The following is a 22226-nucleotide window of genomic DNA, read 5'->3' on the forward strand; positions in this document are numbered from 1 at the left end:
CATGGATCTCGACATCGTCGGGCTCTCCCGACTGCAATTCGCCGCGACGGCGCTTTATCACTTCCTGTTCGTTCCCCTGACACTGGGCCTGGCCGTCATCCTCGGCATCATGGAGACCGTCTACGTCATGACCCAACGCCCGATCTGGCGCCAGATGACCAAGTTCTGGGGCACGCTGTTCGGCATCAACTTCGCGCTGGGCGTTGCCACCGGCATCGTCATGGAATTCCAGTTCGGCATGAACTGGAGCTACTACAGCCATTACGTGGGTGACATCTTCGGGGCACCGCTGGCCATCGAGGGGCTGATGGCCTTCTTCCTCGAAGCCACGCTGGTGGGCCTGTTCTTCTTCGGCTGGGAGCGGCTCTCCAAGGTCAAGCACCTGATCGTGACCTGGGCCATGGCGCTGGGCACCAACTTCTCTGCGCTGTGGATCCTGATCGCCAATGGCTGGATGCAGAACCCGGCCGGCGCCGCGCTCAACCCGCAGACCATGCGCATGGAGGTGACCAGCTTCGCCGAGGTGCTGTTCAATCCGGTGGCGCAGGCCAAGTTCGTGCACACGGTCTCGGCCGGCTACACGGTCGCGGCACTGTTCGTGCTGGGCGTGTCGGCGTGGTACCTGCTCAAAGGTCGCCACGTCGACCTGGCCAAGCGCTCGCTGACGGTGGCCGCCTCGTTCGGTCTGGCGGCCTCGCTGTCGGTGGTGGTGCTCGGCGATGAAAGCGGCTATCTCTCGGGCGAGCACCAGAGCATGAAGCTCGCTGCCGTCGAGGCCATGTGGGAGACCGAGCCGGCGCCGGCGTCGTTCACCGCTTTCGGCTTCCCCGATCAGGAGGCGCGCGAAACCCATTACGCGGTGCACATCCCCTGGGTGATGGGCCTGATCGGCACGCGCTCGCTGGACACGCAGATTCCCGGCATCAAGAACCTGGTCGAACAGGCCAAGGGACGCATCCAGAATGGCCTGATCGCCTATGATCTTCTCGACGAAATCCGCGCCCATGGCCATCAGCCGATTCCGGCCGAGGTGCGCGCGCGCTTCGACGCCCATAGCGGCGACCTGGGCCATGCGCTGCTGCTCAAGCGCTATGTGGACGATCCGCGCCAGGCCACGGCCGCACAGATCGAGCAGGCAGCCTGGGACACCGTGCCGCAGGTTGCCCCCCTGTTCTGGACCTTCCGCGTGATGGTCGGCCTCGGCTTCTTCTTCATCCTGCTGACCCTGGTGTTCTTCTGGCACACCGCGCGCCATCAAATCGACACCATGCCGCGCTGGCTGCTGCGCGTGGCGGTCTGGAGTATTCCACTACCCTGGATTGCCGCCGAGTGCGGCTGGTTCGTCGCCGAGTTCGGCCGCCAGCCCTGGGCCATCGAGGGCGTGCTGCCGGTGGCCGTGGCGGTCTCCAACCTCAGTGCCACAACGGTGCTGGGCACGCTGCTGGGCTTCGTGGCCATCTACACCGTGCTGCTGATCGTCGAGATGAAACTGATGCTCAAGGCGATCCGCAAGGGTCCGCAGCTCGACGAACAGGACCGCGCCGAGCTGCAGACATCACCGCACGCCCTGCCGCAGCAAAGCGCCGCCTTCTGAGCGGTCCGGTCCAGATTCATCGTATCCAACGGAGAAACACCATGATTCTTCACGAACTCCTCAGTTATGACGTGTTGCGCGTCATCTGGTGGCTGCTGCTGGGCATCCTGCTCGTCGGCTTTGCCTGTACCGATGGCTTCGACCTCGGCGTGGGCACGCTGGGCCCGTTCGTGGCCCGCAGCGACATCGAACGCCGCGTGGTGCTCAACACCACCGGCCCGATCTGGGAAGGCAACCAGGTCTGGCTGATTCTCGGCGGCGGCGCCATCTTCGCCGCCTGGCCGCAGCTTTATGCCGTCTCGTTCTCTGGTTTCTATCTGGCCATGTTCGCCATCCTGTTCGCGCTGATCCTGCGTCCGGTGGGCTTCAAGTACCGCAGCAAGATCGAGGACCCGCGCTGGCGCAGCACCTGGGATTGGTGCCTGTTCATCGGCGGCTTCGTGCCTTCGCTGATCTTCGGCGTGGCCATCGGCAACGTGCTGCAGGGCGTGCCGTTCCGCCTCGAGCCCGACATGCAGATCTACTACGACGGCAGCTTCTTCGGCCTGCTCAACCCCTTTGCCGTGCTGTGCGGGCTGGTCTCGGTGGCCATGCTGGTCGCCCATGGCGCCGCCTGGCTGCAGCTCAAGACCAGCGGCGCGGTGCAGGCGCGCAGCCGCCGCGCGGGTCTGGTTGCCGCCCTCGCCACCCCGCTGCTGTACGTGCTGGCCGGAGTGCTGATGTGGCTCTTCGTCGATGGCTATCGCATCACCAGCGAGGTCATCACCACCGGCCCTTCGAATCCGATGATGAAGACCGCCGAGGGTGGCATCGCGCACATGTGGTTCGCCAACTATGCCGCAGCGCCGGTGCTGTGGCTGGTGCCCGCGATCGGCATCCTCGGCTCGCTGGCGGCCGCCTGGGGTTTTGCACGCCGCCATGAACTCTTCACGCTGCTGGCCAATGGCGTGGCCATTGCCGGCATCATCCTCAGCGTGGGCGTCTCGATGTTCCCGTTCATCCTGCCCTCGTCGATCCAGCCGCAGGCCAGCCTGACGGTCTGGGATGCCTCGTCCAGCCACCTGATCCTCTTCATCATGCTGGTGTGCACCATCATCTTCCTGCCCATCATTCTGGCTTACACCAGCTGGGTGTACTCGGTGATGCGCGGCAAGGTCGATGGCAAGGAGATCGAGGAAGAGCGCGGCCATGCCTACTGATGGCTGACGCGATGCCGTTTAATGTCCCTGTAAACCCCATCGGCGCGCGGCGGGCCCATTCGTCCGCCGGCGTCGCCCAAGCCAAGGAGTTCTGATATGTGGTATTTCGCCTGGATTCTGGGCCTTCCGGTTGCCGCGCTGTTCGCGGTGCTCAATGCCATGTGGTTCGAGATGGTCGAGGAAGACCGCAAGCGCCACAGCCGCCAGCCTTGATGGAAAGCCCTTGAGCCAACGCAAAAAGCCAGTCAGGAACGACTGGCTTTTTGCATGGCTCGGCCACTATCGCCTGGAGGCGGCGTGGCGCCCCTTCTGTCAGCGGAACACGGCGTCGAGCAGGTCCTCGTACTTGTCGTCCACGGCCTTGTCGATGAGGTCGGAGAACGGCAGGCTGTAGGCCGCCTCTTCCAGCAGGCGCTGCGACGTCTTCGCATAGTTGGGCAGATCGAAGGCCGGTACCAGCACGCGCGTGCCCACGCTCTGGAGCTTGCGCACCAGTGGCGAGAAATCGGCCGCGCCGGTGAACAGCACCACCACGTCGAAGCCCTTGTGGACCACCAGGTCGTAGGTCTCCAGCGCCAGGTTGATGTCCACGCCCTTCTCTTCCGGCGGGTTGGCCGCCTCGTTCATGGGCTGGTAGTGGGCCACCACGCCGGCCCACATCAGCACCTGGTCCTGGAAGCGGTCGGTCTCGAGCTGCTTGAGCGGATCGCGCGTGGCCTGCACGGCCTTGAGCGAAAAGCGTCCGCGGAAGAAGTGCGCCTCGGTGATCTGGCACAGCGCCACGCGGCTGTCCGTCTCGATGGCCGCGATGTGGTGGCGCAGGTAGTCGTGCAGTGCGCTGAGGTTGAGATGGCTTTGCTTGTTGTGGGTGAAGCGGTAGTAATTGCTGATGCGCCAGAAGAAGCTGCCGTCATAGATCACGGCGATTCTGAGCAGGTTGTTTCGGTTCGGAGTCATCAATGATGATTGGCAATGAAATGGACGTGGATCTGATCGGAACGCGCACAAGAAGACGGGTGCAACACAGCGATGCAATGCGCCTGTGCATGCCCCCAACAGATTTGCGTGTGGATGAAGTAAGAACCTGCCGACGTTCTTTGTGAAGAATTCGTCAACAGGCCCTGGCGATCATTGTAGAGAAAAACACCGATGCTCACCGCCTGGCAGGCGGGCCGGCATGTAAACCGACCGCAAAGCTGGCGCTCTGCCGCAGGCAGCCGGTGTTCAAGCCTGTGCCAGGGTTTGGGGCACTGAGAGCACCTGGGCCTGGCGATGGATTTCCCTGGGTGGGAAGTGCTTGAGCCGGTGGTCGCTCCAGACCTGGCGCCAGGCCCGCGCGCCCGGCAGGCCGTTGCGCAGGCCCAGCATGTGGCGCGCCATGGCAAAGGTCGGCACGCCCTGCCGGTGCTGTGCCTGCATGTAGTCCACCATGGCCTCCTCGACCGCCTCGCGCGATGCCGGCGCGGCAGCCGGCAGATCACCAAAGAAGCGCGCATCCCACTCGGCCAGCCACCAGGGGTCGTGGTAGGCCTGGCGGCCGATCATCACGCCGTCGAGCCCGTCCAGCAGTTCTTCGGCCTGCGCGCTGTCCTTGATGCCGCCGTTGATGACGAAGCGAAACTGCGGGAAATCCTGCTTGAGCTGGCGCACCACCTCATAGCGCAATGGCGGAATGTCGCGGTTCTCCTTGGGACTGAGCCCCTTGAGCCAGGCATTACGGGCATGCACGATGAAGACACGGCAGCCGGCCTCGGCCACCTGGCCAACGAAATCACGCACCTGGGCATAGCTCTCGTCGCGGTCGAGGCCGATGCGGTGTTTGACCGTCACCTCCACGTTTGCGGCGTCGCGCATCGCCTTGACGCAATCGGCCACCAGCTGCGGCTCTCGCATCAAGCAGGCACCGAAGCTGCCACGCTGCACGCGCTCGCTCGGGCAGCCGCAGTTGAGGTTGACCTCGTCATAGCCCCACTCCTGCGCCAGGCGCGTGCAGCGCGCCAGATCGGCCGGATCGCTGCCGCCGAGTTGCAGTGCCAGCGGGTGTTCGGTGGCGTCGTATTGCAGGAAGCGCGCCGCATCGCCGTGCAGCAGCGCGCCGGTGTGGATCATCTCGGTATAGAGGCGAGCATGGCGGCTGAGCAGCCGGTGCAGGTAGCGGCAATGGCGGTCGGTCCAGTCGAGCATGGGCGCGACGCAGACCCGCCATGATGGGGAAGCGGCAGGCATGGAGGAAAAAAACGAAGATGGCATCCAGTGCCCTTTGAACAGGTGCTTACAGCTCGAAGGCGACGGCACGCACCAAGCCTTCGAGCACGTCGCGGGCAAAGCCAGGCGGCGTGAACTCGTAGCGGGTCGAGGCCGCTTGCAGCTGCCGGGCCCACTGCGTCAGCGAGGCGATCGCCTCGGGGCTGTAGAAGGCGGCCATCATCTCATAGTTGAGGAACATGCTGCGGGTGTCGAGATTGGCAGAGCCGCTCATGGCGATCTGCTCATCGATGATGAAGGCCTTGGCATGCGCCATATGCGCGATCCAGTACACCTCGCCGCCGGCCTGCGCGATCAGCCGCAGCGGGCGCATGCGGGCGATGTCGGCAAGGCGGTGGTTGGAGACCTTCGGGATCAGCAACTGCACCCGCACGCCGCGGCGCGCCGCCAGCGTCAGCGCGGCCGTCAGCGTATCGTCGGGCACGAAATAAGGTGTGACGATGGTGATCGAGTGGCGCGCCTGAAAGAAACCCGTCAGCAGCAGCGTGTAGATCGTGTCATCCTGGTAGTCCGGCCCGCTGGGGATGAGCTGCATGGTCTGTGCCTGCAGGGTCTGCGGTGCCATGTCGCCGGTCTGGGCCGAACCGGGCGTGAGGTAGCCGGGCATGCTGGCCTTGACCAGATCGGCCACGTGATGCCAGGTATCCTGCAGGCGGTAGAAAGCATCGATGGCGCCATGCGCCAGGCTCTGGCCGGTGGCCTTGCTCTGCCCCCACAGCAGCGGCTGCGAAGCCTGTGCCCAGTCGGATTCGAAGATCGCAAGGAACTGCTCGGCGATCGGCCCGGTGGCCTGGAAGCTCATGTCCAGCCAGGCCGGATGCATGGGCTGGTCCAGATAGTACTCGGCGGCCAGATTTCGCCCGCCGGTCCAGACGCGCCGACCATCGACGATGATGCATTTGCGGTGGTTGCGCAGATTGGTGCGGCCCCTGACCGGGTTGCGGAAGATCGGCATGAAGCGACGCAGTTCCACCCCATTGCGCAGCAGCAGCTGCATGCGTGCGCGCCGCAGCGCCAGGCTGCCAATGGCATCGATCAGCAGGCGCACCCGCACGCCGCGGTGCACGGCCACCACCAACGCATCGATGATGCGCGAAGCCACCTCGTCGTTGCCCAGCACGAAGGTGCATACGCACAGCTCATGTTCGGCCGCGTCGATGCAGTCGAGCACCCCCAGCAGCGCGATGCGGCCGTCGGCCTCGAAATGCAGCTCCGGCGCCAGCACCACCGGCGGCGCCTCAACCGCCACCAGCACTTCATGGGCCCAGCGCGGCTCGGCCTGCAGGCCCCTGTCCGGCTTGGGTGCAGACCAGTGCACCTGGTGGACCGGCAGCGCCTTGACGAGCTTGCGCGAACCGAACAGTAGGTAGAGCGGCAACCCCAGGTAGGGAAACGCGACGATCAGCAGCACCCAGGCCACCGCCGAGCCGGGTGGACGGCGCGAATGGTTGATGCGGTTGGTCAGCACATAGGTCAGCAGGCCAATGCAGACCAGGCTGATGTGCCCCAGTGAGAGCGGCAGTGCGTACAAGGGGACTGGTATCGGAAAACGTGAGGGAGAAAACCCCGTTGGGATGAAGAGAAATGACCGGCCGCCCGGGTGGCGGCGCGGTCGCTGTGTGCATTATCCCTGATCCCTCCACCCACCCCTGCCGGCGCATGCACATCACGTACACTTGGCCCTCGACGCCTGTTCATGACCCGTTCATGGGTGGAACAGGCGCTTGGCCATCCGCACCGCACTGTTTTCTTGTACCAACTGGATATCCATGCGTCCGATTCGACACCTCGCTGCCGCCATCGCCCTCGGTTTCGCTTGCTCGGCACAGGCGCAAAGCCTGCTGGAAATGGTGGAAAGCGCCACCGGCTATGACGCCCAGTGGCGCGCCGCCCTGGCCGAGCGCGACGCCGTGGCGCGCCGCAGCGACCAGGCCCGCGCCCCGCTGCTGCCGCAAGTGGGGGTGGGCGCCGAGCTCTCCCGCACGCAGACCCGCGTCAACCCGCAGGGCCTGCCTGCATCGCAGAGCGTGCGCTACACCGGCACCAATCGCACCGTGGCGCTGTCCGCCTCCCAGGCCCTTTACCGGCCCGCCGACCGCCTGCAATGGAGCCAGAGCAAGCTGGCCCTCGAACAGGCCAGTGCAGGCCTGGATGCCGCCGCGCAGGACCTGATCGTGCGCGTGGCGCAGGCCTACTTCGATGTGCTGGCCGCGCAGGACACCTTGATGTTCGTGCAGGCGCAAAAAGCCGCCGTGCAGGAGCAGTTGGCGGCGGCCCAGCGCAATTTCGAGGTCGGCAATGCCACCATCACCGACACCCGCGAGGCCCAGGCCCAGTTCGACCGCATCCGCGCCGAAGAAATCGCCAGCGAGAACGACCTGCTGGTCAAGCGTCTGGCGCTGGACCAGACCGTCGGCCTCATCCAGACCCAACCGTGGACGCTGCGTGTGCCGGCGGCCTTGCCCAGCGCCGAACCCGACAGTGTGCTTGACTGGGTGGCGCAGGCCGAAAGCACGCAGCCGCAAATCCGCCAGGCGCTGCTGGCACTGGACATCGCCAAGCTGGAGACCGACAAGGCCGAGACCGGTCACCTGCCCACGGTGGACCTGACAGCCAGCCTCGCGCATGTGCAGAACCCCGACGGCACGCTCAGCAGCCCGCTGCCGCCCACCCGCAGTAACCAGGGCAGCATCGGCGTGCAGCTCAATGTGCCGCTGTTCGCCGGCTTTGCCGTGCAGAACCGCGTCAGGGAAACCGTGGCGCTGGAAGAGCAGGCCCGCGCCCAGCTCGACGCGGTGCGCCGCCAGGTGACGCAAGCCACCCGCGAGGCCTTCTATGGCCTGCATTCCGGCTTGAGCCAGGTGCAGGCGCTCGAAGCGGCCGAGGCATCCAGCCAGAGCGCGCTCGAAGCCAACCAGCTGGGCTACCAGGTGGGTGTGCGCATCAACATCGACGTGCTCAATGCCCAAAGCCAGCTCTACCAGACCCGCCGTGAACTGGCCCAGGCCCGCTACGACGTGCTGATGACCCATCTGCGGCTGGCCCAGACCAGTGGCACGCTGGGCCTCGATCAAGTACACCGCATCAACAGCCTGCTGCAGGCCCCTGGGGCCGATGAGCCCGCACCGGCCCAGGCCGCGCCTGGCTCCAGTTGAGCCCGCCAGGGCGGCCGGCGAACCGGTGAACCGGCAGGATATGCCGGCTTGAGCCAGCAGATCCTGCCCGGCGCGTCTTCCTGGTAGTGCTGCGCTGACGCAAAACGGCAGTCTCGGCTACCATGGTCGTTCTTTGGTCCGCGCCGCCCCGCGGCGCACCAGCCTGCATGGACCCCGGCCCGCGCGATGGCGCACCGGCCTGGTCATCACTGGAAAGGAGCTTGCATGCCTGAACTCAGAGCATTAGGAAAAACCGGTCTTCAGGTCGCGCCGATCTGCTTTGGCGGCAATGTGTTCGGCTGGACTGCCGACGAGGCCACCTCGTTCGCGCTGCTCGATGCCTTGGTGGACAACGGCTTCAGTTTCATCGACACCGCCGATGTGTATTCCCGCTGGGCCGATGGCCACCAGGGCGGCGAATCCGAACGCATCATCGGCAAGTGGCTGCGTCAGGGCGGCGGCAGCCGGCGCGAACAGGTCGTGCTGGCCACCAAGGTCGGCATGGACATGGGAGATGGCAAAAACGGCCTGCGCCCCGATTACATCCGCGCCGCAGTCGATGCCTCGCTGCAGCGCCTGCAGACCGACTACATCGATCTGTACTACGCCCACCAGGATGATGTCGATACGCCGCTGGACGAGACGCTGGGCGCCTTCGACGCGCTGGTCAAGGCCGGCAAGGTCCGCCATATCGGTGCCTCCAATTACAGTGCGCCACGGCTGGAACAGGCGCTGCAGACCAGCGCACGCCTGGGACTGGCGCGCTACGATGTGCTGCAGCCGCTCTACAACCTGTACGACCGCGCGGACTTCGAGCAGAACCTTCTGCCGCTGGTGCAGGAGCATGAGCTGGCGGTGGCGCCCTACTTCTCGCTGGCCGCCGGTTTTCTGACCGGCAAGTACCGCAAGCCCGAGGATGCCGGCAAGAGCCCGCGCGGCAAGGGCGTGGTCGAAAAGTACCTCAACGACCGTGGGTTGGTGATTCTCAACAAGCTCGACGAAACGGCCGAGCGCTACCACGCCACGCCCTCGCAGGTGGCACTGTCGTGGCTGATACGCCAGCCAGGCGTCACTGCGGCGATTGCCAGCGTCAGCTCGCTCGACCAGCTCGATGAGTTGCTGTTTGCCGCCCGCCTGCGGCTGGACGTGGATGCGCTGGAAGAACTGAGCCTGGCCAGTTCCGGCTGAGCGCCATGAGCGCGCGCAGCCGGTCAGCCATCGCGGCCCGGCTATGCCAGCCCGGCGCCGCTTGGCGAATCAACTGGCGCCAGACCCTGGCGGCGTGGCTTGGTGCATGTCGGCCAGTTCGTCGGCCATGGCTTCGTACACCGTCTTGCGCACGGAAAATTCCAGCTCCTCGCGCAGGCTGGGCACCAGCGAGCGCGTTTGCTGTTCGACCACCACGGCAATCACCTCGGCCACCCGCACGCTCAGCAGTGCATCGACGCGCTGCATGATGCGGTGCACCAGCTGCTCCTCGAAATTCTCGGGCAGCAAGGCCTTGAAGTCGGTGGCCGTTTGCTCCGGCGTGAAGAAAGCGGGCGACGCGCCAGCCACGGCAGCGTGTGATGCCGGAGCAGTCCAGGCGGCGATCTCTTCCTCCGCGAGTCCCAGCGGTGTTTCGGTTCCTGCGGACGTGGTAGCGGCCTCGGATGCTTCTGATACCACCGATGTCGGACCGGCAACGTCTGTCCCCTGCGGCCACTGCAGCGCCTGTGCCAGTGATTCGAGCGGGTCGTTGATCACGGCCGCAAACCGTTCCGTCGGGGCGGGAGGCCGTGCGCCGTCCGCGCCAGTCGGCTGGCTGGCAGCCTCCACCGCCTCCACAGGCTCGGTAAGCACCGGAATCACCGCGGGAGGGAAAGTCGCGGACGCGGCCTGCAATTCGCCGAGCGGTACGGCATCGAGGGCCTCGGTCAGCGTGGGAATCGACTCAGGGGGAAAGGGACCCGCAGCCCGATCGCGTTCATCAGTCATCATGGGCCGTCATAGGGAGGTTTGCGCCAGATCATGCCCTTCGATGCGGTAGCCGCGCTGTTGGTAGTAGCGCCAGCGCTGCCGGCCCATTTGCCGGTCGGCATCGTCAGCGGCAGCCACCATCTCGTAGACCTGCTCGAAATGGCTGAAGCAGGATGGCACCTCGGGCCACAGGCTCAGCAGGGCCTGCGGCTTGGCCACCAGTGGCGCTGCCTCGGGGCTTTCGAGCAGCTGGATGGGGCCGGCTGCCGCCTGCAGGGCGGCATCGGCACGCAGCCAGTCGTGGGCGATGAAGTCGCTGGGAGCCATGTTCCACAGCAGGCCATCGATGTCCTGCAACTGCTCGACCGGAGCGGTGATCACCAGGCCGCTGCCCTGCGTGAAGGCCTTGCGCGCCAGACGGCAGGCGAAATGCAGCTTGCTCGGGACGTTGAAGTAGAAAAGCACATCCGTCATGCCCGCATTATCTGGCAAATCATCCGGCGCTCCCAATGAACCAATCGGCCTCCCCGCCTGATCTGTTCAACGCAGCAGCGCCAGCTCCTCGGGCTGCAGCCAGCGCCACTGCCCCGGCGCAAGGTCGGCCGGCAGCACCAGGCCGCCAATCTGGCTGCGGTGCAGTTGCTCGACACGGTTGCCCACCGCGGCGATCATGCGCTTGACTTGGTGGTACTTGCCCGCGTGCAGCGTCAGCACCAGATGGTGGGGAGACTTCAGCTCACAGGCATCGGCCTTGACCGGCTTGGGATCGTCGTTCAGGACCACACCCGCGAGCAACTGGCGCACCTGCCCGGGAGTCACCGGGTCTGCGGTGCGCGCCTCGTACACCTTGGCGACGCGATGCTTGGGCGAACTCATGCGATGGATGAAGATGCCATCGTCGGAGAGCAGCAGCAAGCCGGTGGTGTCCTGGTCGAGCCGGCCGATGGCCTGCACGCCCGGCTTGCCACCTTTGACGGGGCGCTGGCGCAGTGGCGCCGGCAGCAAGGTGTAGACACTGGGCCAGGCCGAGGGCTTTTGCGAGCATTCGGTGCCGGCCGGCTTGTTCATCATCAGCCAGGCCTTGTCGCGGAACGGCCAGACTTGCCCCTGCACCCGCAGCCACAGGCCCTGCGGCTCGGCCATGAATGCGGCAGGATCAGTCTCGGTGTGCCAGGCCTCTTCATCGGGCAATCCATCCCCGCACACCTGCACCTGAACCTGCACAAGCCCGGCCTGCGCCAGTCCTGCACAGACCCGGCGCGTGCCAAAGCCCTGCGAGAAAAGGATGTCGGCCAGGATCACAGGTCCACCGTATTGGGCTCGACCAGCTCGGCCGCGCGGCTGGGGGTGGCGTAGAAGGCGCGGATCACCTCCCAGGCCTGGCGCGGCTCGTCACAATAATGGAAGAGTTGCAGATCGGTCTCGTTGATGGTGCCCTGCTCGACCAGCGCGTCGAAGTTGAGCATCCTGCGCCAGAACTCGCTGCCGAACAGGACGATCGGTACACGCTTGGCCTTCTTGGTCTGCACCAGCGTCAGCACCTCGAAAAGCTCATCGAGCGTGCCAAAGCCGCCGGGGAAGACCACCAGCGCCTTGGCCCGTATCAGGAAGTGCATCTTGCGCAGCGCGAAATAGTGGAACTTGAAGCTCAGGCCCGGCGTGATGTAGGAGTTGCCGCTTTGCTCGTGCGGCAACGTGATGTTCAGGCCGATGTTGAGCGCGCCAGCCTCGTAGGCGCCGCGATTGGCCGCCTCCATGATGCCAGGCCCCCCGCCGGTGCAAACCACGAAGCGCTTCTCCACCGGCTCGGATTCGCATTCGGTCGCCACCAGATGGGCAAAGGCGCGCGCCTGCTCGTAATAGGCGGCGTTGCGCACGGCGCGCCTGGCCTGGGCGATGGCAGCATCGTCGCCGCTGGCCTCGGCGGCCTTGAGGCGTTCATTGGCGGTCTGCGCATCGACGAAGCGCGCGCTGCCGTAGATCACCACGGTGTTGTGGATGCCACGCGCCTCCTGTTCCAGCTCAGGCTTGAGCAGCTCCAGTTGGAAGCGGATACCGCGCGTCTCGCGGCGCGCCATGAACTCCGGGTCGTCGAAAGCCAGCCGGTACGATTCCGGCTGCAAGGCCTTCGGGTTGATGGCCTCGGCATCGACCTCGTCGATGCTGTGGGTGAGCGTCTGGGTGATTTGCGGCGGAGTCGATTTCATGCGTTGGCGTCGATAACGGGAATGGAATGCGTCGGAAGCGAAGGGTGGGAGGATCGCAGCGGCGAACAGCAGATGGGCATCAGGCCGGGGCCGTTGCAGCCATGGCCTCGCCCATGCGGATCGCGCCACCGGGATGCCAGGCCGGGTTCCATTGCAGCGGAACCCCGTCCGGCATCAGCAGAATGACCGTGGAGCCAAGCTGGAAGCGCCCCATCTCTTCGCCCTGCCGCAGCGTGATGGCGCTTTGACCGGCAGCGCCGTACTGCCAGTGACGGATCGCACCGGTGCGCGGGGGCGTCACCACACCATGCCAGCTGGTGGCGATGCTGCCGACGATGGTGGCCCCCACCAGCACCATGGTAAACGGCCCCTGCGGTCCTTCAAACCAGCAGACCAGCCGCTCATTGCGGGCGAACAGGCGGTCGAGCCCGCGCGCCGTGGCCTGGTTGACCGAATACAGGTCCCCGGGCACATGGCTCATGCGCAGCAGACGCCCGTCGCAAGGCATGTGGATGCGGTGGTAGTCACGCGGGCTCAGGTACAGCGTGGCGAAATGGCCATGGGCGTAAGCGGCAGCCGCCCCGGCATCAGCCAGCAGCTCGGCGGCGGTGTAGTCCCGCCCCTTGGCCTGGATGATGCGTCCGGCCTCGATGCGGCCGAGCTGGCTGACCGCGCCATCGACCGGGCTGATCCAGGCGCTGCCTGCCAGCGGCCGCGCGTCCGGTCGCAGCGCACGGGTGAAGAAGTCGTTGAAGCACGCATAGTCGGCCGGATCGGCATGCAGGGCTTCGCTCATGTCCACCCCATAGCGGCGTATGAACCAACGCATGAAGGGCTGGGCGATCCAGGGCTGGCGGGCCGCAGCCAGACGGCCGGCGGCGCGCGTGAGGGCCAGCCGGGGCGTCAGCTGCTGCAACAAAATGGCCAATCGATCGGACACGGCTTGGGAATTCCTCGCAAAACAGGCGATTCTATGCGGATCGGGCGCAGTGGCGCGGCTTCATCCCTGTGCACAGTAGCGGCTCTGCCGGCTGACCAAAGAAAAAGGGAGTGCATCACATGCCCTCCCTCGTTGCTGGCATCGGCTGGCGTGCCGCCAGCCGATGCCGGTGCTTCTGCTTCCGCGATCAGTCGATCTTGGCGGCCTTGTAGAGCTTTTCCTGGTACTCGACGAGCTGCTGCTCGGCCAGGGCCTGCTGGATCTGCGGCTTGACGGCGTCCAGCGCCGGCGGCTGCACCGGGCGAGTGTCCTTGAGCTGCAGCACGTGCCAGCCGAACTGGGTCTTGACCGGCGTGTCGGAGATCTCGCCCTTCTTCAGCTTGGCCAAGGCTTCACCGAATTCAGGCACATAGGCCTCGGGACGCGACCAGCCCAGGTCGCCGCCATTGCTGCCGGAGCCCGGATCCTTGGACTTTTCCTTGGCTAGGGCCTCGAACTTCTTGGCGTCCTTCTTCAGGTCGGCAATGATGGCCTTGGCCTCGTCTTCGGTCTCGACCAGGATGTGCGCGGAATGGTATTCGGTGCCCTTGTTGGCAGCAACGAACTTGTCGTATTCGGCCTTGACGGCGGCGTCGGTGATCGGGTGTTCCTGCTGCTCCTTCTGGAACAGCGCGCGGATCAGCAGCGTCTGGCGGGCCAGGTCCATCTCCTGCTGGAAGTCCTGGGTCTTGTCCAGGCCCAGCTTGGCGGCTTCCTGCTCGTAGACAGCGCGGCGAACCAGTTCCTCCTTGACATGCTGCTCCAGCTCCGGCGTCTTCTCGCGGCCAGCCTTGACGAACTGGTCGATGAAGTAGTCATAGCGCGCCTGCGGGATGGCCTGGCCATTGACGACGGCCAGGTTTTGCGCCATGGCCGGTACTGCGGCACCGAAGCAGACGCTCGCCAGCAAGGCGGAAAGAAGTTGTTTTTTCATGTTGTCAGATTCCCTTTTGGGGTGTTTGCAAAATATGGCCGGCACCGCTGCCCTTCGGGCATTGCGGCGGGGCCATCAGCCGGTCACTTCGATGGCCAGGGCGTGCAGCCCCGCGTCAAAGCAGTCGCGCAGCGCATCATACACAAGACGATGTGCCGCCACCCGGCTCTTGCCGAGAAACAATGGTGAAGCGATGTGAACCCTGAAATGGGTGCCAAAGCCGCTGCCATTGGCGCCTGCGTGGCCGGAATGCTGATGACTCTCGTCGATCACCACAAGTTCCGTCGGCAGGAGTTTTTCACGCAGGCGCGCCTCTATGGCACTGGCCGTCACGGCTTCCAGAGGCAGTGCATCGTTCATGGCTTGGCCTGCCCGTCCGGGCCGCCCTGGCCGCCCTCTTCGTCCTCGCCGATCAGCGTCATGTGGCGGCTGAGCAGGTACACCATCAAAAGGAAAAAGAGGAAGGTGATGACGGGGCTGCCAAAGGTCTTGTAGTTGACCCAGGTCGACTCGCTGAAGTTCTTGGCCACCAGGATGTTGAGCACGCCCATCACGGTGAAGAGCCCGATCATCCCCCAGGTCATGGCACGCCAGGCGAACTCGGGCATCTGGATCTGCGCACCCATCAGCATCTTGAGCAGGTACTTGCGCATGCCCAGCATGGACACCAGCAGCACCGCCGCAAGCAACCAGTTCACGATGGACGAGCGCCACATGATGAAGATGGGGTTGTTCAGCACCAGCGTCAGCCCGCCGAACACGCCGATCAGCCCGAGGCTGACCCACTGCATGGTCAGGATCTTGCGTCCGCTCAGGTACATGTAGGCGATCTGCGCCGCAGAGGCGGCCATGGCCACGGCGGTGGCAACGAAGATGTTCCATGTCTTGGCGGCGACGAAGAACAGAATGAACGGCAGGAGGTCGAAGAGAAACTTCATGGTGGGGAATTTCCGGCAGCCATGGGCCACCGTCATCAAAATCAAACGCGCCAGTGCGTGATAGGCAGCTGGCGATCAAAGATCGGGCATTTTAGATGCCAGTTGCTGACACCTGCTGTTGGCTCCTGCTGTTGGCTCCTGCTGTTGGAACAGGTTCTTACGGCCGGAAGCCGCCCGGCGGATTCTCCTGGCCGCCTTCGCCGCCCTCGAAGTCCATGGCAGCGGAATTCATGCAATAACGCAGGCCGGTGTCGGTGGGACCATCGGGGAAGACATGACCCAGGTGCGCGCCACACTGGGCGCAGAGGATTTCCACGCGCCGCATGCCATGGCTGTCATCGGGACGCTGGACGATAGCGCCAGGCAGCGCTTCGTCGAAGCTGGGCCAGCCGCAGCCGGCGTCGAACTTGGTGTGCGAATCGAACAGCGGCGCCTCACAGGCGATGCAGTGGTAACGTCCCTTCTCCCAGAACTGTTCGTAGCGACCGGTAAAAGGCCGCTCGGTCGCGGCATGGCGCGTGACCTGCCAGGCCAACGGCTCGGCCTGCGGCTTGTTGCGGAGAATCTCCTGCCACTGGGCGTCGGTTTTCTGGATGGGAAAGCTCATGATGAACAACTCACGTGGATCTGGTCGGCCCAGTCGGGCGGGAAGTCGGCATAGGCCGCATGTTCGGGCCGCTCATCATAGGGGCTCGAGAGCGCATCCATGAGCCGCACCAACTCGTCGAAATCGCCATTTTCCGCATCGGCGATGGCCTTTTCGGCCAGATGGTTGCGCAGCACGATGTGCGGACTGGCGCGCAGCATGCCGGCGATGCTGGCGGCGTCACCATGGACATCGAGCCAGCGGCGATAGTCATCCATCCAGGCGTCGATGCCGGGACGGTCGGCAAACAAATCCTGCACCGGCGCGAAATCGCCGCCGATTGCCGCATGCGCCAGACGGCGCCAGAAGATGGTGTGGTCGCAACGTTCGCGCGCCATCGCCTGCAGCAGCGGCGTCAGCACTGGATTGACGGCGTCCTCGGCCGTTCCTGGCAGGGCGCCCAGCTTGGCAGCCATCCGGGCATTGAACTGCGCAGGGAAGGCATCGCGATACCCATCGATGGCGGCCACGGCCGCATCCTCGCTGCCAATCAAGGGCAGCAGGGCCTGCGCCAGGCACAGCAGATTCCAGTAGCCGATGGCCGGCTGGCGCGAGAGCACGTAGCGGCCCTGCTGGTCGCTGTGATTGGTGATGCGCGCGGGCTCGAAGCGGTCGAGAAACTGGAACGGCCCGTAGTCGAGCGTCAGGCCCAGCATGCTCATGTTGTCGGTGTTCATCACGCCGTGCACAAAGCCCACGGCCTGCCATTGCGCGATCAGCGCGGCGGTGCGCCGGCTCACCTCACGCAGCAGTGCCTCGTAGGGCTTGCCGCCATCGTCGGCCTCCAAGAGTTCGGGGAAATGCCGCGCGATGAGAAAGTCGGCCAACTGCCGCAGCTCGGTCATGCGCCGGTTGGCCGAAAAATGCTCGAAATGGCCAAAGCGCAGAAGGGATGGCGCTATGCGCGCGACCACGGCCGCCGTCTCCTCGCGCTCGCGCAGCACCGGTGTGGTCGAGCCCACCAGTGTCAGCGCCCGGGTGGTCGGAATACCCAGCGCGTCCATGGCCGCGCTGCATAGATATTCGCGGATCGAGGAACGCAGCACGGCACGGCCATCGCCCATGCGCGAGTAGCGGGTGCGCCCCGCCCCCTTGAGCTGCAGTTCTTGCGGCCCCAGCGTCGAATCGAGTTCGCCCAGCAACAGCGCGCGGCCGTCACCGAGCTGACCGGCCCAGACACCGAACTGATGGCCGCTGTAGACCGTGGCCACCGGCGCGCTGCCCGGCAACACCGCATTGCCGGCGAAGGCCTGCAGCAGGTCTTCGCCAGGACTGGCTGGCAGCCAGTCCTGCCAGCCCAATTGCCGGACCAGTGACGCGTGCAAGCCCACCCAGAACGGCTGCTGCAATGGCTGCGGCGCCGTCTGCGTGACGAACGGCGCGCCAAGCCGCTGGTAGCCATCGCCCCGCCAGTGGGGGACAGGGGCGGCTAGCGGCGGCGCATGGGTCGGGAGATCGGGCATGCACCGACTGTGCCAGAAAACGTTGGCGGCCATTCCACACATGGGTATTGCCACTTGTTGCTGTTTATTGCCGCCTCTTGTTGTCTATTGCCGCCGCCCGATCGCCGGAGGCCCGCCAGGCGCCGGGATTGTCACCGATGCGACTCGATGACAGCGGGGATTCCCCTTGGAGGCTTGCAGCTTTGCCCTCGCCATGGTTCGAATGCCGCATCATATGACTGCCTCCCCGACGGGAAGCCGCTTTGTCGCCCGATCATCGAAGCCATGGCTTTGTGGGACATGCCAACGACGAGAACACACCAAGGAGACCATCTATGCTGGGCCTGATGCAGCACCAACCGCTTCTGATTTCCAACATGCTCGAACACGCCGAGCGCCACCATGGCGATGCCGAGATCGTCTCGCGCCGCGTCGAGGGGGACATCCACCGCTACACCTACCGGGATCTGGCGGCGCGTTCGCGGCAACTGGCCAATGCGCTGGATGTGGCCGGTCTGGAACAGGGCGATCGGGTGGCCACACTGGCCTGGAACGGCTACCGCCACATGGAGCTGTACTTTGGCGTGAGCGGCTCCGGCCGCGTGCTGCACACCATCAACCCGCGCCTGCATCCCGAGCAGATCGCCTGGATCGTCAACCATGCTGAAGACAAGGTGCTGTGCTTCGACACCACCTTCACACCCATCATCGAAGCCATCCATGCCAAGTGCCCCGACGTACGGCAATGGGTTGCGCTGTGCGATGCGGACCGCTTGCCCAAGGATACCGGCATCCCGAACCTGGTCAGCTATGAGGCCTGGATCGGCGCGCAACCGAGCACCTACGTCTGGCCCGAACTCGACGAGAACACCGCATCGAGCATGTGCTATACCAGCGGCACCACCGGCAACCCGAAAGCCGCGCTCTACAGCCACCGCTCGACCACGCTGCATGCCTATGGCGCGGCGCTGCCGGATGTGATGAATCTCTCGGCCAGCGACGCCATCTTGCCGGTGGTGCCGATGTTCCACGTCAATGCCTGGGGCGTGCCCTACACGGCGGCCATCACCGGCGCCAAGGTGGTGTTTCCGGGCCCGGCGCTCGATGGCAAATCGGTCTATGAGCTGATCGAAGCCGAGGGCGTTACCATGGCCGCCGGCGTGCCCACCGTCTGGCAGATGCTGCTCGGCCATGTGCTGCCGGGCGGGCTGCGCTTCAGCACCCTGCAGCGCACCGTGATCGGCGGCTCGGCCTGTCCGCCGGCGATGATTCACACCTTCGAGAAGCAGCTGGGCGTGCAGGTGCTGCACGCCTGGGGCATGACGGAGATGAGCCCGCTGGGCACGCTTGGCCGGCTCAAGAACAAGCATGCCAGCCTCTCCGAGGAGGAACGCTTCAAGATCCTGCAAAAACAGGGGCGCACGGTCTACGGCGTGGACATGAAGATCGTCGATGGCAATGGCGATGAGCTGCCCTGGGATGGCAAGAGCTACGGTGACCTGCTGGTGCGCGGCCCCTGGATCATTGCCAAGTACTACAAACAGGAAGGCAACGACCCGCTGGTCTACGACGCACAGGGACGCGGCTGGTTTCCGACCGGCGACGTGGCCACCATCGATGCCGATGGCTTCATGCAGATCACCGATCGCAGCAAGGACGTCATCAAGTCCGGTGGCGAATGGATCAGTTCCATCGACATCGAGAACATCGCCATGGCGCACCCGGCCGTGGCCATGGCCGCCTCGATCGGTATGCCGCATCCGAAGTGGGACGAACGCCCCATCGTGGTGGTCACCCTCAGGCCCGGCGCCGAAGTCAGCCGCGAGGAACTGCTGAAATTCTATGAGGGCAAGCTCGCCAAGTGGCAGATTCCGGACGACGTGGTGTTCGTCGAGGGCATCCCGCTTGGTGCCACCGGCAAGATGCTCAAGACGCGGCTGCGCGAACAGCTGGACGGCTACAAGCTGCCGACCGCCTGAGAACCTGTTCACGATCTTTCTCTTTCCGCGGGACAACGCGACCCGCGGAAAGATCGTGAATAGGTTCTCAGTGGCTGGTCTTGCCCAATCGCTGCAGCAAGGCCAGTTCGTCCTGCTGCAGTTGACCCATCACGTCCGGCCGCGTGGTATCGATAATGCGCACATCGGCCAGCTCCGCCGCATCGAAGGGCTCGCGCCAGACCTGCTGTTGCTCCAGCACCTCCAGCGTCGCCTCGGACGCATCACGGCCCGCCTGCTGGCGCGCGGCAATGCGCTGGCGCAGCACCTCCAGAGGTGCCTGGCAGTCGAGGATGATGAAGGGCACGCCCTCACGCCGGGCCAGCACGGCAAAGGCCTGACGCTGCGCGTGGCGCAGAAAGGCCGCATCGACCACCACCGCATAGCCCGCCCGCAGCGCAGCGCTGGCGTGGACCTGCAGTTGCGTGAAGGTCTGCTCAGTGGCCTGCGGCGTGTAGATGTCGAGCCCACGCTGGTGCGAATCAGCGAGACTGTCCAGCCCGAACAGGCGCTTGCGCTCCACGTCCGAGCGGATGCGCACCGCACCGGTGTGCCGCACCAGGGCCTGCGCCACGGTGGATTTACCCGAACCCGAGAATCCGCAGGTGATGTAGAGGCGCGCCGCGGGCACGCCAGCCGGCGCCGCCGCATTCTCGGCGCCGATCCAGCGTTCCAGCAGCTGCGCATACGGCCGGCCGGCCAGCGGATCCTTGCCCTCGCCCGGCAGCTGCGCCACCATGGCGCGCACCAGCGCACGGTAGACCTCGTAAAAGCGCCAGACAGCCAGGCCCGCGTAATCGCCGCTGTGCTGCAGGTATTCATCCATGAAGAGTGCCGCCAGGTCCGCGCGGCCGCGCGCCTGCAGGTCCATGGTCAGAAAGGCCACGTCATTGACCACGTCGATCCAACGCATGCCCGGCTGGAACTCGATGCAGTCGAACGGCAGGCTCCGCCCCTCGAAGCGCACCAGGTTGCCCAGATGCAGGTCGCCATGGCACTCGCGCACGAAGCCGCCATCGTGCCGGGTGGTCCAGACGCCCTCCAGTGAACCGGCCTGGCGCTCCACCCAGTCCCGCCAGCGCCCCTGCAGATCGGCAAAGGCGCTGCGTGAAAGGGGCTCGAAAAGGTCGAGCACATCGCCAAGCACGCGCGCCGGCGCGCCATAGCGCGCATCCGGCAGGGCTGCGCCGGCAATGCGGCCGTGGAAGGCCGCCATGGTGCCGGCCAGCTCCAGCACCTCCTGGTCCTGCAGAAGGCCATCTTCGAGCCGCTGCAGCAGCAAGGCATCATCCGGGAAGCGCCGCATCTCGACGGCATACTCGACCGGTTCGGCCTCGCCCTGCGCCGCCGATCGTGCCAGGCTGAACTGGCCTTGTGCATCGCGCCAGAGGCTGGCCAAGCCCAGATAGAGCTGGGGCGCCAGCCGCTGGTTCAGGCGCAGTTCCTCCTCGCAGAAGAAGCGGCGCAGCGCCAGCGTCGAGAAATCCAGGAACGGCCACTGGACCGGCTTTTTGAACTTCCAGACGCGCTGCTCGCCCAGCAACAACCAGGAGATGTGGGTTTCGCGCAGCTCGAATGTCTGCTGCAGCTCGGCCGACAGACGCTGGCGCAAGGCTTCGATGTCGGCGCGCATGCGCGCCATGGGATCAGGGTGCAACTCGGCGGATGCCATGCATGCTCCTTTTGTCGAGGCTTGGCCGGAGGCGTCCGGCCGGAAATGATCAAAGGCAACGGAACCAGTGTCACGCCAACCATCCGATGGCAGCGCACCGCCTGCGACATCGGATGGTTGACGCGACACCAGCAGGGTCGCGGCTCAGCGCCGGTCCGCCAGTGCGTGGGCGATGGTGCCCAGGTCGATGTATTCGAGCTCGCCGCCCACCGGCACGCCACGCGCCAGGCGCGTGACCTTGACGCCGCGCTTTTGCAGGCTTTGCGTGAGGATATGGGCGGTGGCCTCGCCCTCGGCGGTGAAGCTGGTGGCGATGATCACCTCCTCGGTCACGCCATCGGTGGCACGTTCGAGCAGGCGCGTCAGGCCCAAGTCGGCAATGCCGACGCTGTCGAGCGGACTCAGGCGTCCAAGCAGCACATAGTACAGCCCGTCATAGGCGCCTGTGCGCTCCATCACGGCCTGGTCGGACGGTGTCTCGACCACACACAGGCGGCTGCGGTCACGGCCCGGGTCGGCACAGGTCTGGCAGATCGGCTGCTCGGTGAAGGTGTTGCAACTCTCGCAATGGCGCACGTTCCGCACCGCCGCCTGCAACGAGGCGGCCAGCCGCTGCGCGCCCTCGCGATCATGCTGCAACAGATGGTAGGCCATGCGGGCGGCCGACTTGATGCCGACGCCCGGCAGAATGCGCAGCGCCTGCACCAGACCATCGACGCTTTGGGTATCAGAAGCCACGTGGATCGCCATGCGATAAAGATTGGCATGCCAAGGGCGCCGGCAAGCCACACTGGCTACGGCCCCCGGTGTGCGGACAATGGGGCATCAGAACGGCAGCTTCATGCCGCCCAAACCGCCCAGGCCACCAAGACCGCCCATGCCGGAGGTGAGCTTGCCCATTTTTTCCTGCTCGACCTCGGCGGCCTTGCGCACGGCCGCGTTGAAGGCAGCGGCGACCAGATCCTCCAGCATGTCCTTGTCATCCTCAAGCAGGCTGGGGTCGATGGTGACGCGCTTGACATCGTGCTTGGCGGTCATCAGCACCTTGACCAAGCCGGCGCCCGATTCGCCTTCGACCTCGATATTGGCCAACTCTTCCTGGGCCTTCTTCAGGTTGTCCTGCATGGCCTGCGCTTGCTTGAGCAGACCGGCCATTTGTCCTTTGTTGAACATGGGTGTTTCCTTCTTCTGAATGTTGGTAAAGCGTGATGCGGGGCCCGCCGGCGCCATGGTACTGGC

At 65.2% G+C, this 22226-nt stretch carries 22 protein-coding genes; 6 read left to right on the forward strand and 16 right to left on the reverse strand.

Annotation, left to right across the window (positions count from 1 at the left end; genetic code table 11):
• The first annotated feature begins 1 nt into the window (after position 1).
• The 3 genes from EV687_RS03080 to cydX all read left to right on the forward strand — a co-directional run bounded on the left by EV687_RS03080 (position 2) and on the right by cydX (position 3006).
• Positions 2 to 1594 (forward strand): cytochrome ubiquinol oxidase subunit I, encoded by a 1593-nt coding sequence (locus tag EV687_RS03080; protein ID WP_122226389.1) that lies wholly within the window; start codon positions 2 to 4, stop codon positions 1592 to 1594.
• Positions 1595 to 1635: 41 nt separating this feature from the next.
• Entirely contained in the window at positions 1636 to 2793 is a 1158-nt protein-coding gene (cydB, locus tag EV687_RS03085) for a cytochrome d ubiquinol oxidase subunit II (protein WP_122226390.1), read from the forward strand.
• A 96-nt stretch (positions 2794 to 2889) separates the two neighbouring features.
• Positions 2890 to 3006: a cytochrome bd-I oxidase subunit CydX gene (gene cydX, locus EV687_RS03090; protein ID WP_122226391.1), complete on the forward strand. Its 117-nt coding sequence runs from the start codon at positions 2890 to 2892 to the stop codon at positions 3004 to 3006.
• Positions 3007 to 3105: 99 nt separating this feature from the next.
• Here the strand turns inward: cydX and EV687_RS03095 are convergent, their stop codons facing one another.
• The 3 genes from EV687_RS03095 to EV687_RS03105 form a co-directional block, all read right to left on the reverse strand.
• Positions 3106 to 3750 (reverse strand): NYN domain-containing protein, encoded by a 645-nt coding sequence (locus EV687_RS03095; RefSeq protein ID WP_122226392.1) that lies wholly within the window; start codon positions 3748 to 3750, stop codon positions 3106 to 3108.
• Between the two features lie 267 nt (positions 3751 to 4017).
• Entirely contained in the window at positions 4018 to 5019 is a 1002-nt protein-coding gene (dusA, locus tag EV687_RS03100; RefSeq protein WP_423201060.1) for a tRNA dihydrouridine(20/20a) synthase DusA, read from the reverse strand.
• Between the two features lie 46 nt (positions 5020 to 5065).
• Positions 5066 to 6589, reverse strand: coding sequence for a phospholipase D-like domain-containing protein (locus tag EV687_RS03105; RefSeq protein WP_122226394.1), 1524 nt, complete (start codon positions 6587 to 6589; stop codon positions 5066 to 5068).
• A gap of 238 nt (positions 6590 to 6827) precedes the next feature.
• Between EV687_RS03105 and EV687_RS03110 the strand changes: the two genes are divergently transcribed.
• Entirely contained in the window at positions 6828 to 8213 is a 1386-nt protein-coding gene (locus EV687_RS03110) for a TolC family outer membrane protein (RefSeq protein ID WP_122226395.1), read from the forward strand.
• Between the two features lie 225 nt (positions 8214 to 8438).
• Positions 8439 to 9401 (forward strand): aldo/keto reductase, encoded by a 963-nt coding sequence (locus EV687_RS03115; RefSeq protein WP_122226396.1) that lies wholly within the window; start codon positions 8439 to 8441, stop codon positions 9399 to 9401.
• A 69-nt stretch (positions 9402 to 9470) separates the two neighbouring features.
• Here EV687_RS03115 and EV687_RS19125 read toward each other — a convergent pair whose 3' ends face one another.
• The 10 genes from EV687_RS19125 to EV687_RS03165 all read right to left on the reverse strand — a co-directional run bounded on the left by EV687_RS19125 (position 9471) and on the right by EV687_RS03165 (position 17339).
• On the reverse strand, positions 9471 to 10193 hold the full coding sequence (locus tag EV687_RS19125; protein ID WP_242612441.1) for a hypothetical protein: 723 nt from the start codon (positions 10191 to 10193) through the stop codon (positions 9471 to 9473).
• 6 nt (positions 10194 to 10199) lie between these two features.
• Positions 10200 to 10646: a DNA polymerase III subunit chi gene (locus EV687_RS03125; RefSeq protein ID WP_122226397.1), complete on the reverse strand. Its 447-nt coding sequence runs from the start codon at positions 10644 to 10646 to the stop codon at positions 10200 to 10202.
• 66 nt (positions 10647 to 10712) lie between these two features.
• Positions 10713 to 11474: a 16S rRNA pseudouridine(516) synthase gene (locus EV687_RS03130; RefSeq protein WP_122226398.1), complete on the reverse strand. Its 762-nt coding sequence runs from the start codon at positions 11472 to 11474 to the stop codon at positions 10713 to 10715.
• The gene (locus EV687_RS03135; RefSeq protein WP_122226399.1) at positions 11471 to 12379 is read right to left on the reverse strand and encodes an LOG family protein; all 909 of its coding nucleotides are present in this window, start codon (positions 12377 to 12379) and stop codon (positions 11471 to 11473) included. Before EV687_RS03135 ends, EV687_RS03130 begins: the two co-directional genes overlap by 4 nt.
• A gap of 79 nt (positions 12380 to 12458) precedes the next feature.
• On the reverse strand, positions 12459 to 13319 hold the full coding sequence (gene asd / locus EV687_RS03140; protein WP_122226400.1) for an archaetidylserine decarboxylase: 861 nt from the start codon (positions 13317 to 13319) through the stop codon (positions 12459 to 12461).
• 187 nt (positions 13320 to 13506) lie between these two features.
• Entirely contained in the window at positions 13507 to 14292 is a 786-nt protein-coding gene (locus EV687_RS03145; RefSeq protein WP_122226401.1) for a peptidylprolyl isomerase, read from the reverse strand.
• A gap of 75 nt (positions 14293 to 14367) precedes the next feature.
• Positions 14368 to 14652: a BolA family protein gene (locus EV687_RS03150; RefSeq protein ID WP_122226402.1), complete on the reverse strand. Its 285-nt coding sequence runs from the start codon at positions 14650 to 14652 to the stop codon at positions 14368 to 14370.
• Positions 14649 to 15230, reverse strand: a complete 582-nt coding sequence (locus tag EV687_RS03155; protein ID WP_162846534.1) for a septation protein A — start codon at positions 15228 to 15230, stop codon at positions 14649 to 14651. Before EV687_RS03155 ends, EV687_RS03150 begins: the two co-directional genes overlap by 4 nt.
• 157 nt (positions 15231 to 15387) lie before the next feature.
• Complete coding sequence (msrB, locus tag EV687_RS03160; RefSeq protein WP_122226404.1) at positions 15388 to 15837, reverse strand: peptide-methionine (R)-S-oxide reductase MsrB; 450 nt, start codon at positions 15835 to 15837, stop codon at positions 15388 to 15390.
• Positions 15834 to 17339 (reverse strand): protein adenylyltransferase SelO, encoded by a 1506-nt coding sequence (locus tag EV687_RS03165; protein ID WP_122227148.1) that lies wholly within the window; start codon positions 17337 to 17339, stop codon positions 15834 to 15836. Before EV687_RS03165 ends, msrB begins: the two co-directional genes overlap by 4 nt.
• 314 nt (positions 17340 to 17653) lie before the next feature.
• Between EV687_RS03165 and EV687_RS03170 the strand changes: the two genes are divergently transcribed.
• Positions 17654 to 19297: a 3-(methylthio)propionyl-CoA ligase gene (locus EV687_RS03170; RefSeq protein ID WP_122226405.1), complete on the forward strand. Its 1644-nt coding sequence runs from the start codon at positions 17654 to 17656 to the stop codon at positions 19295 to 19297.
• Positions 19298 to 19364: 67 nt separating this feature from the next.
• On the opposite strand, the gene EV687_RS03175 is transcribed toward EV687_RS03170, so the two are convergent.
• The 3 genes from EV687_RS03175 to EV687_RS03185 all read right to left on the reverse strand — a co-directional run bounded on the left by EV687_RS03175 (position 19365) and on the right by EV687_RS03185 (position 22160).
• Positions 19365 to 20987, reverse strand: coding sequence for a bifunctional aminoglycoside phosphotransferase/ATP-binding protein (locus EV687_RS03175; RefSeq protein ID WP_130466432.1), 1623 nt, complete (start codon positions 20985 to 20987; stop codon positions 19365 to 19367).
• Positions 20988 to 21131: 144 nt separating this feature from the next.
• Positions 21132 to 21737: a recombination mediator RecR gene (gene recR, locus EV687_RS03180; protein ID WP_122226407.1), complete on the reverse strand. Its 606-nt coding sequence runs from the start codon at positions 21735 to 21737 to the stop codon at positions 21132 to 21134.
• 75 nt (positions 21738 to 21812) lie between these two features.
• Positions 21813 to 22160, reverse strand: coding sequence for a YbaB/EbfC family nucleoid-associated protein (locus tag EV687_RS03185; protein WP_122226408.1), 348 nt, complete (start codon positions 22158 to 22160; stop codon positions 21813 to 21815).
• Positions 22161 to 22226 lie beyond the last annotated feature (66 nt).

The sequence above is a fragment of the Corticibacter populi genome (assembly GCF_004217315.1).
Classification (GTDB): domain Bacteria; phylum Pseudomonadota; class Gammaproteobacteria; order Burkholderiales; family Burkholderiaceae_C; genus Lampropedia; species Lampropedia populi.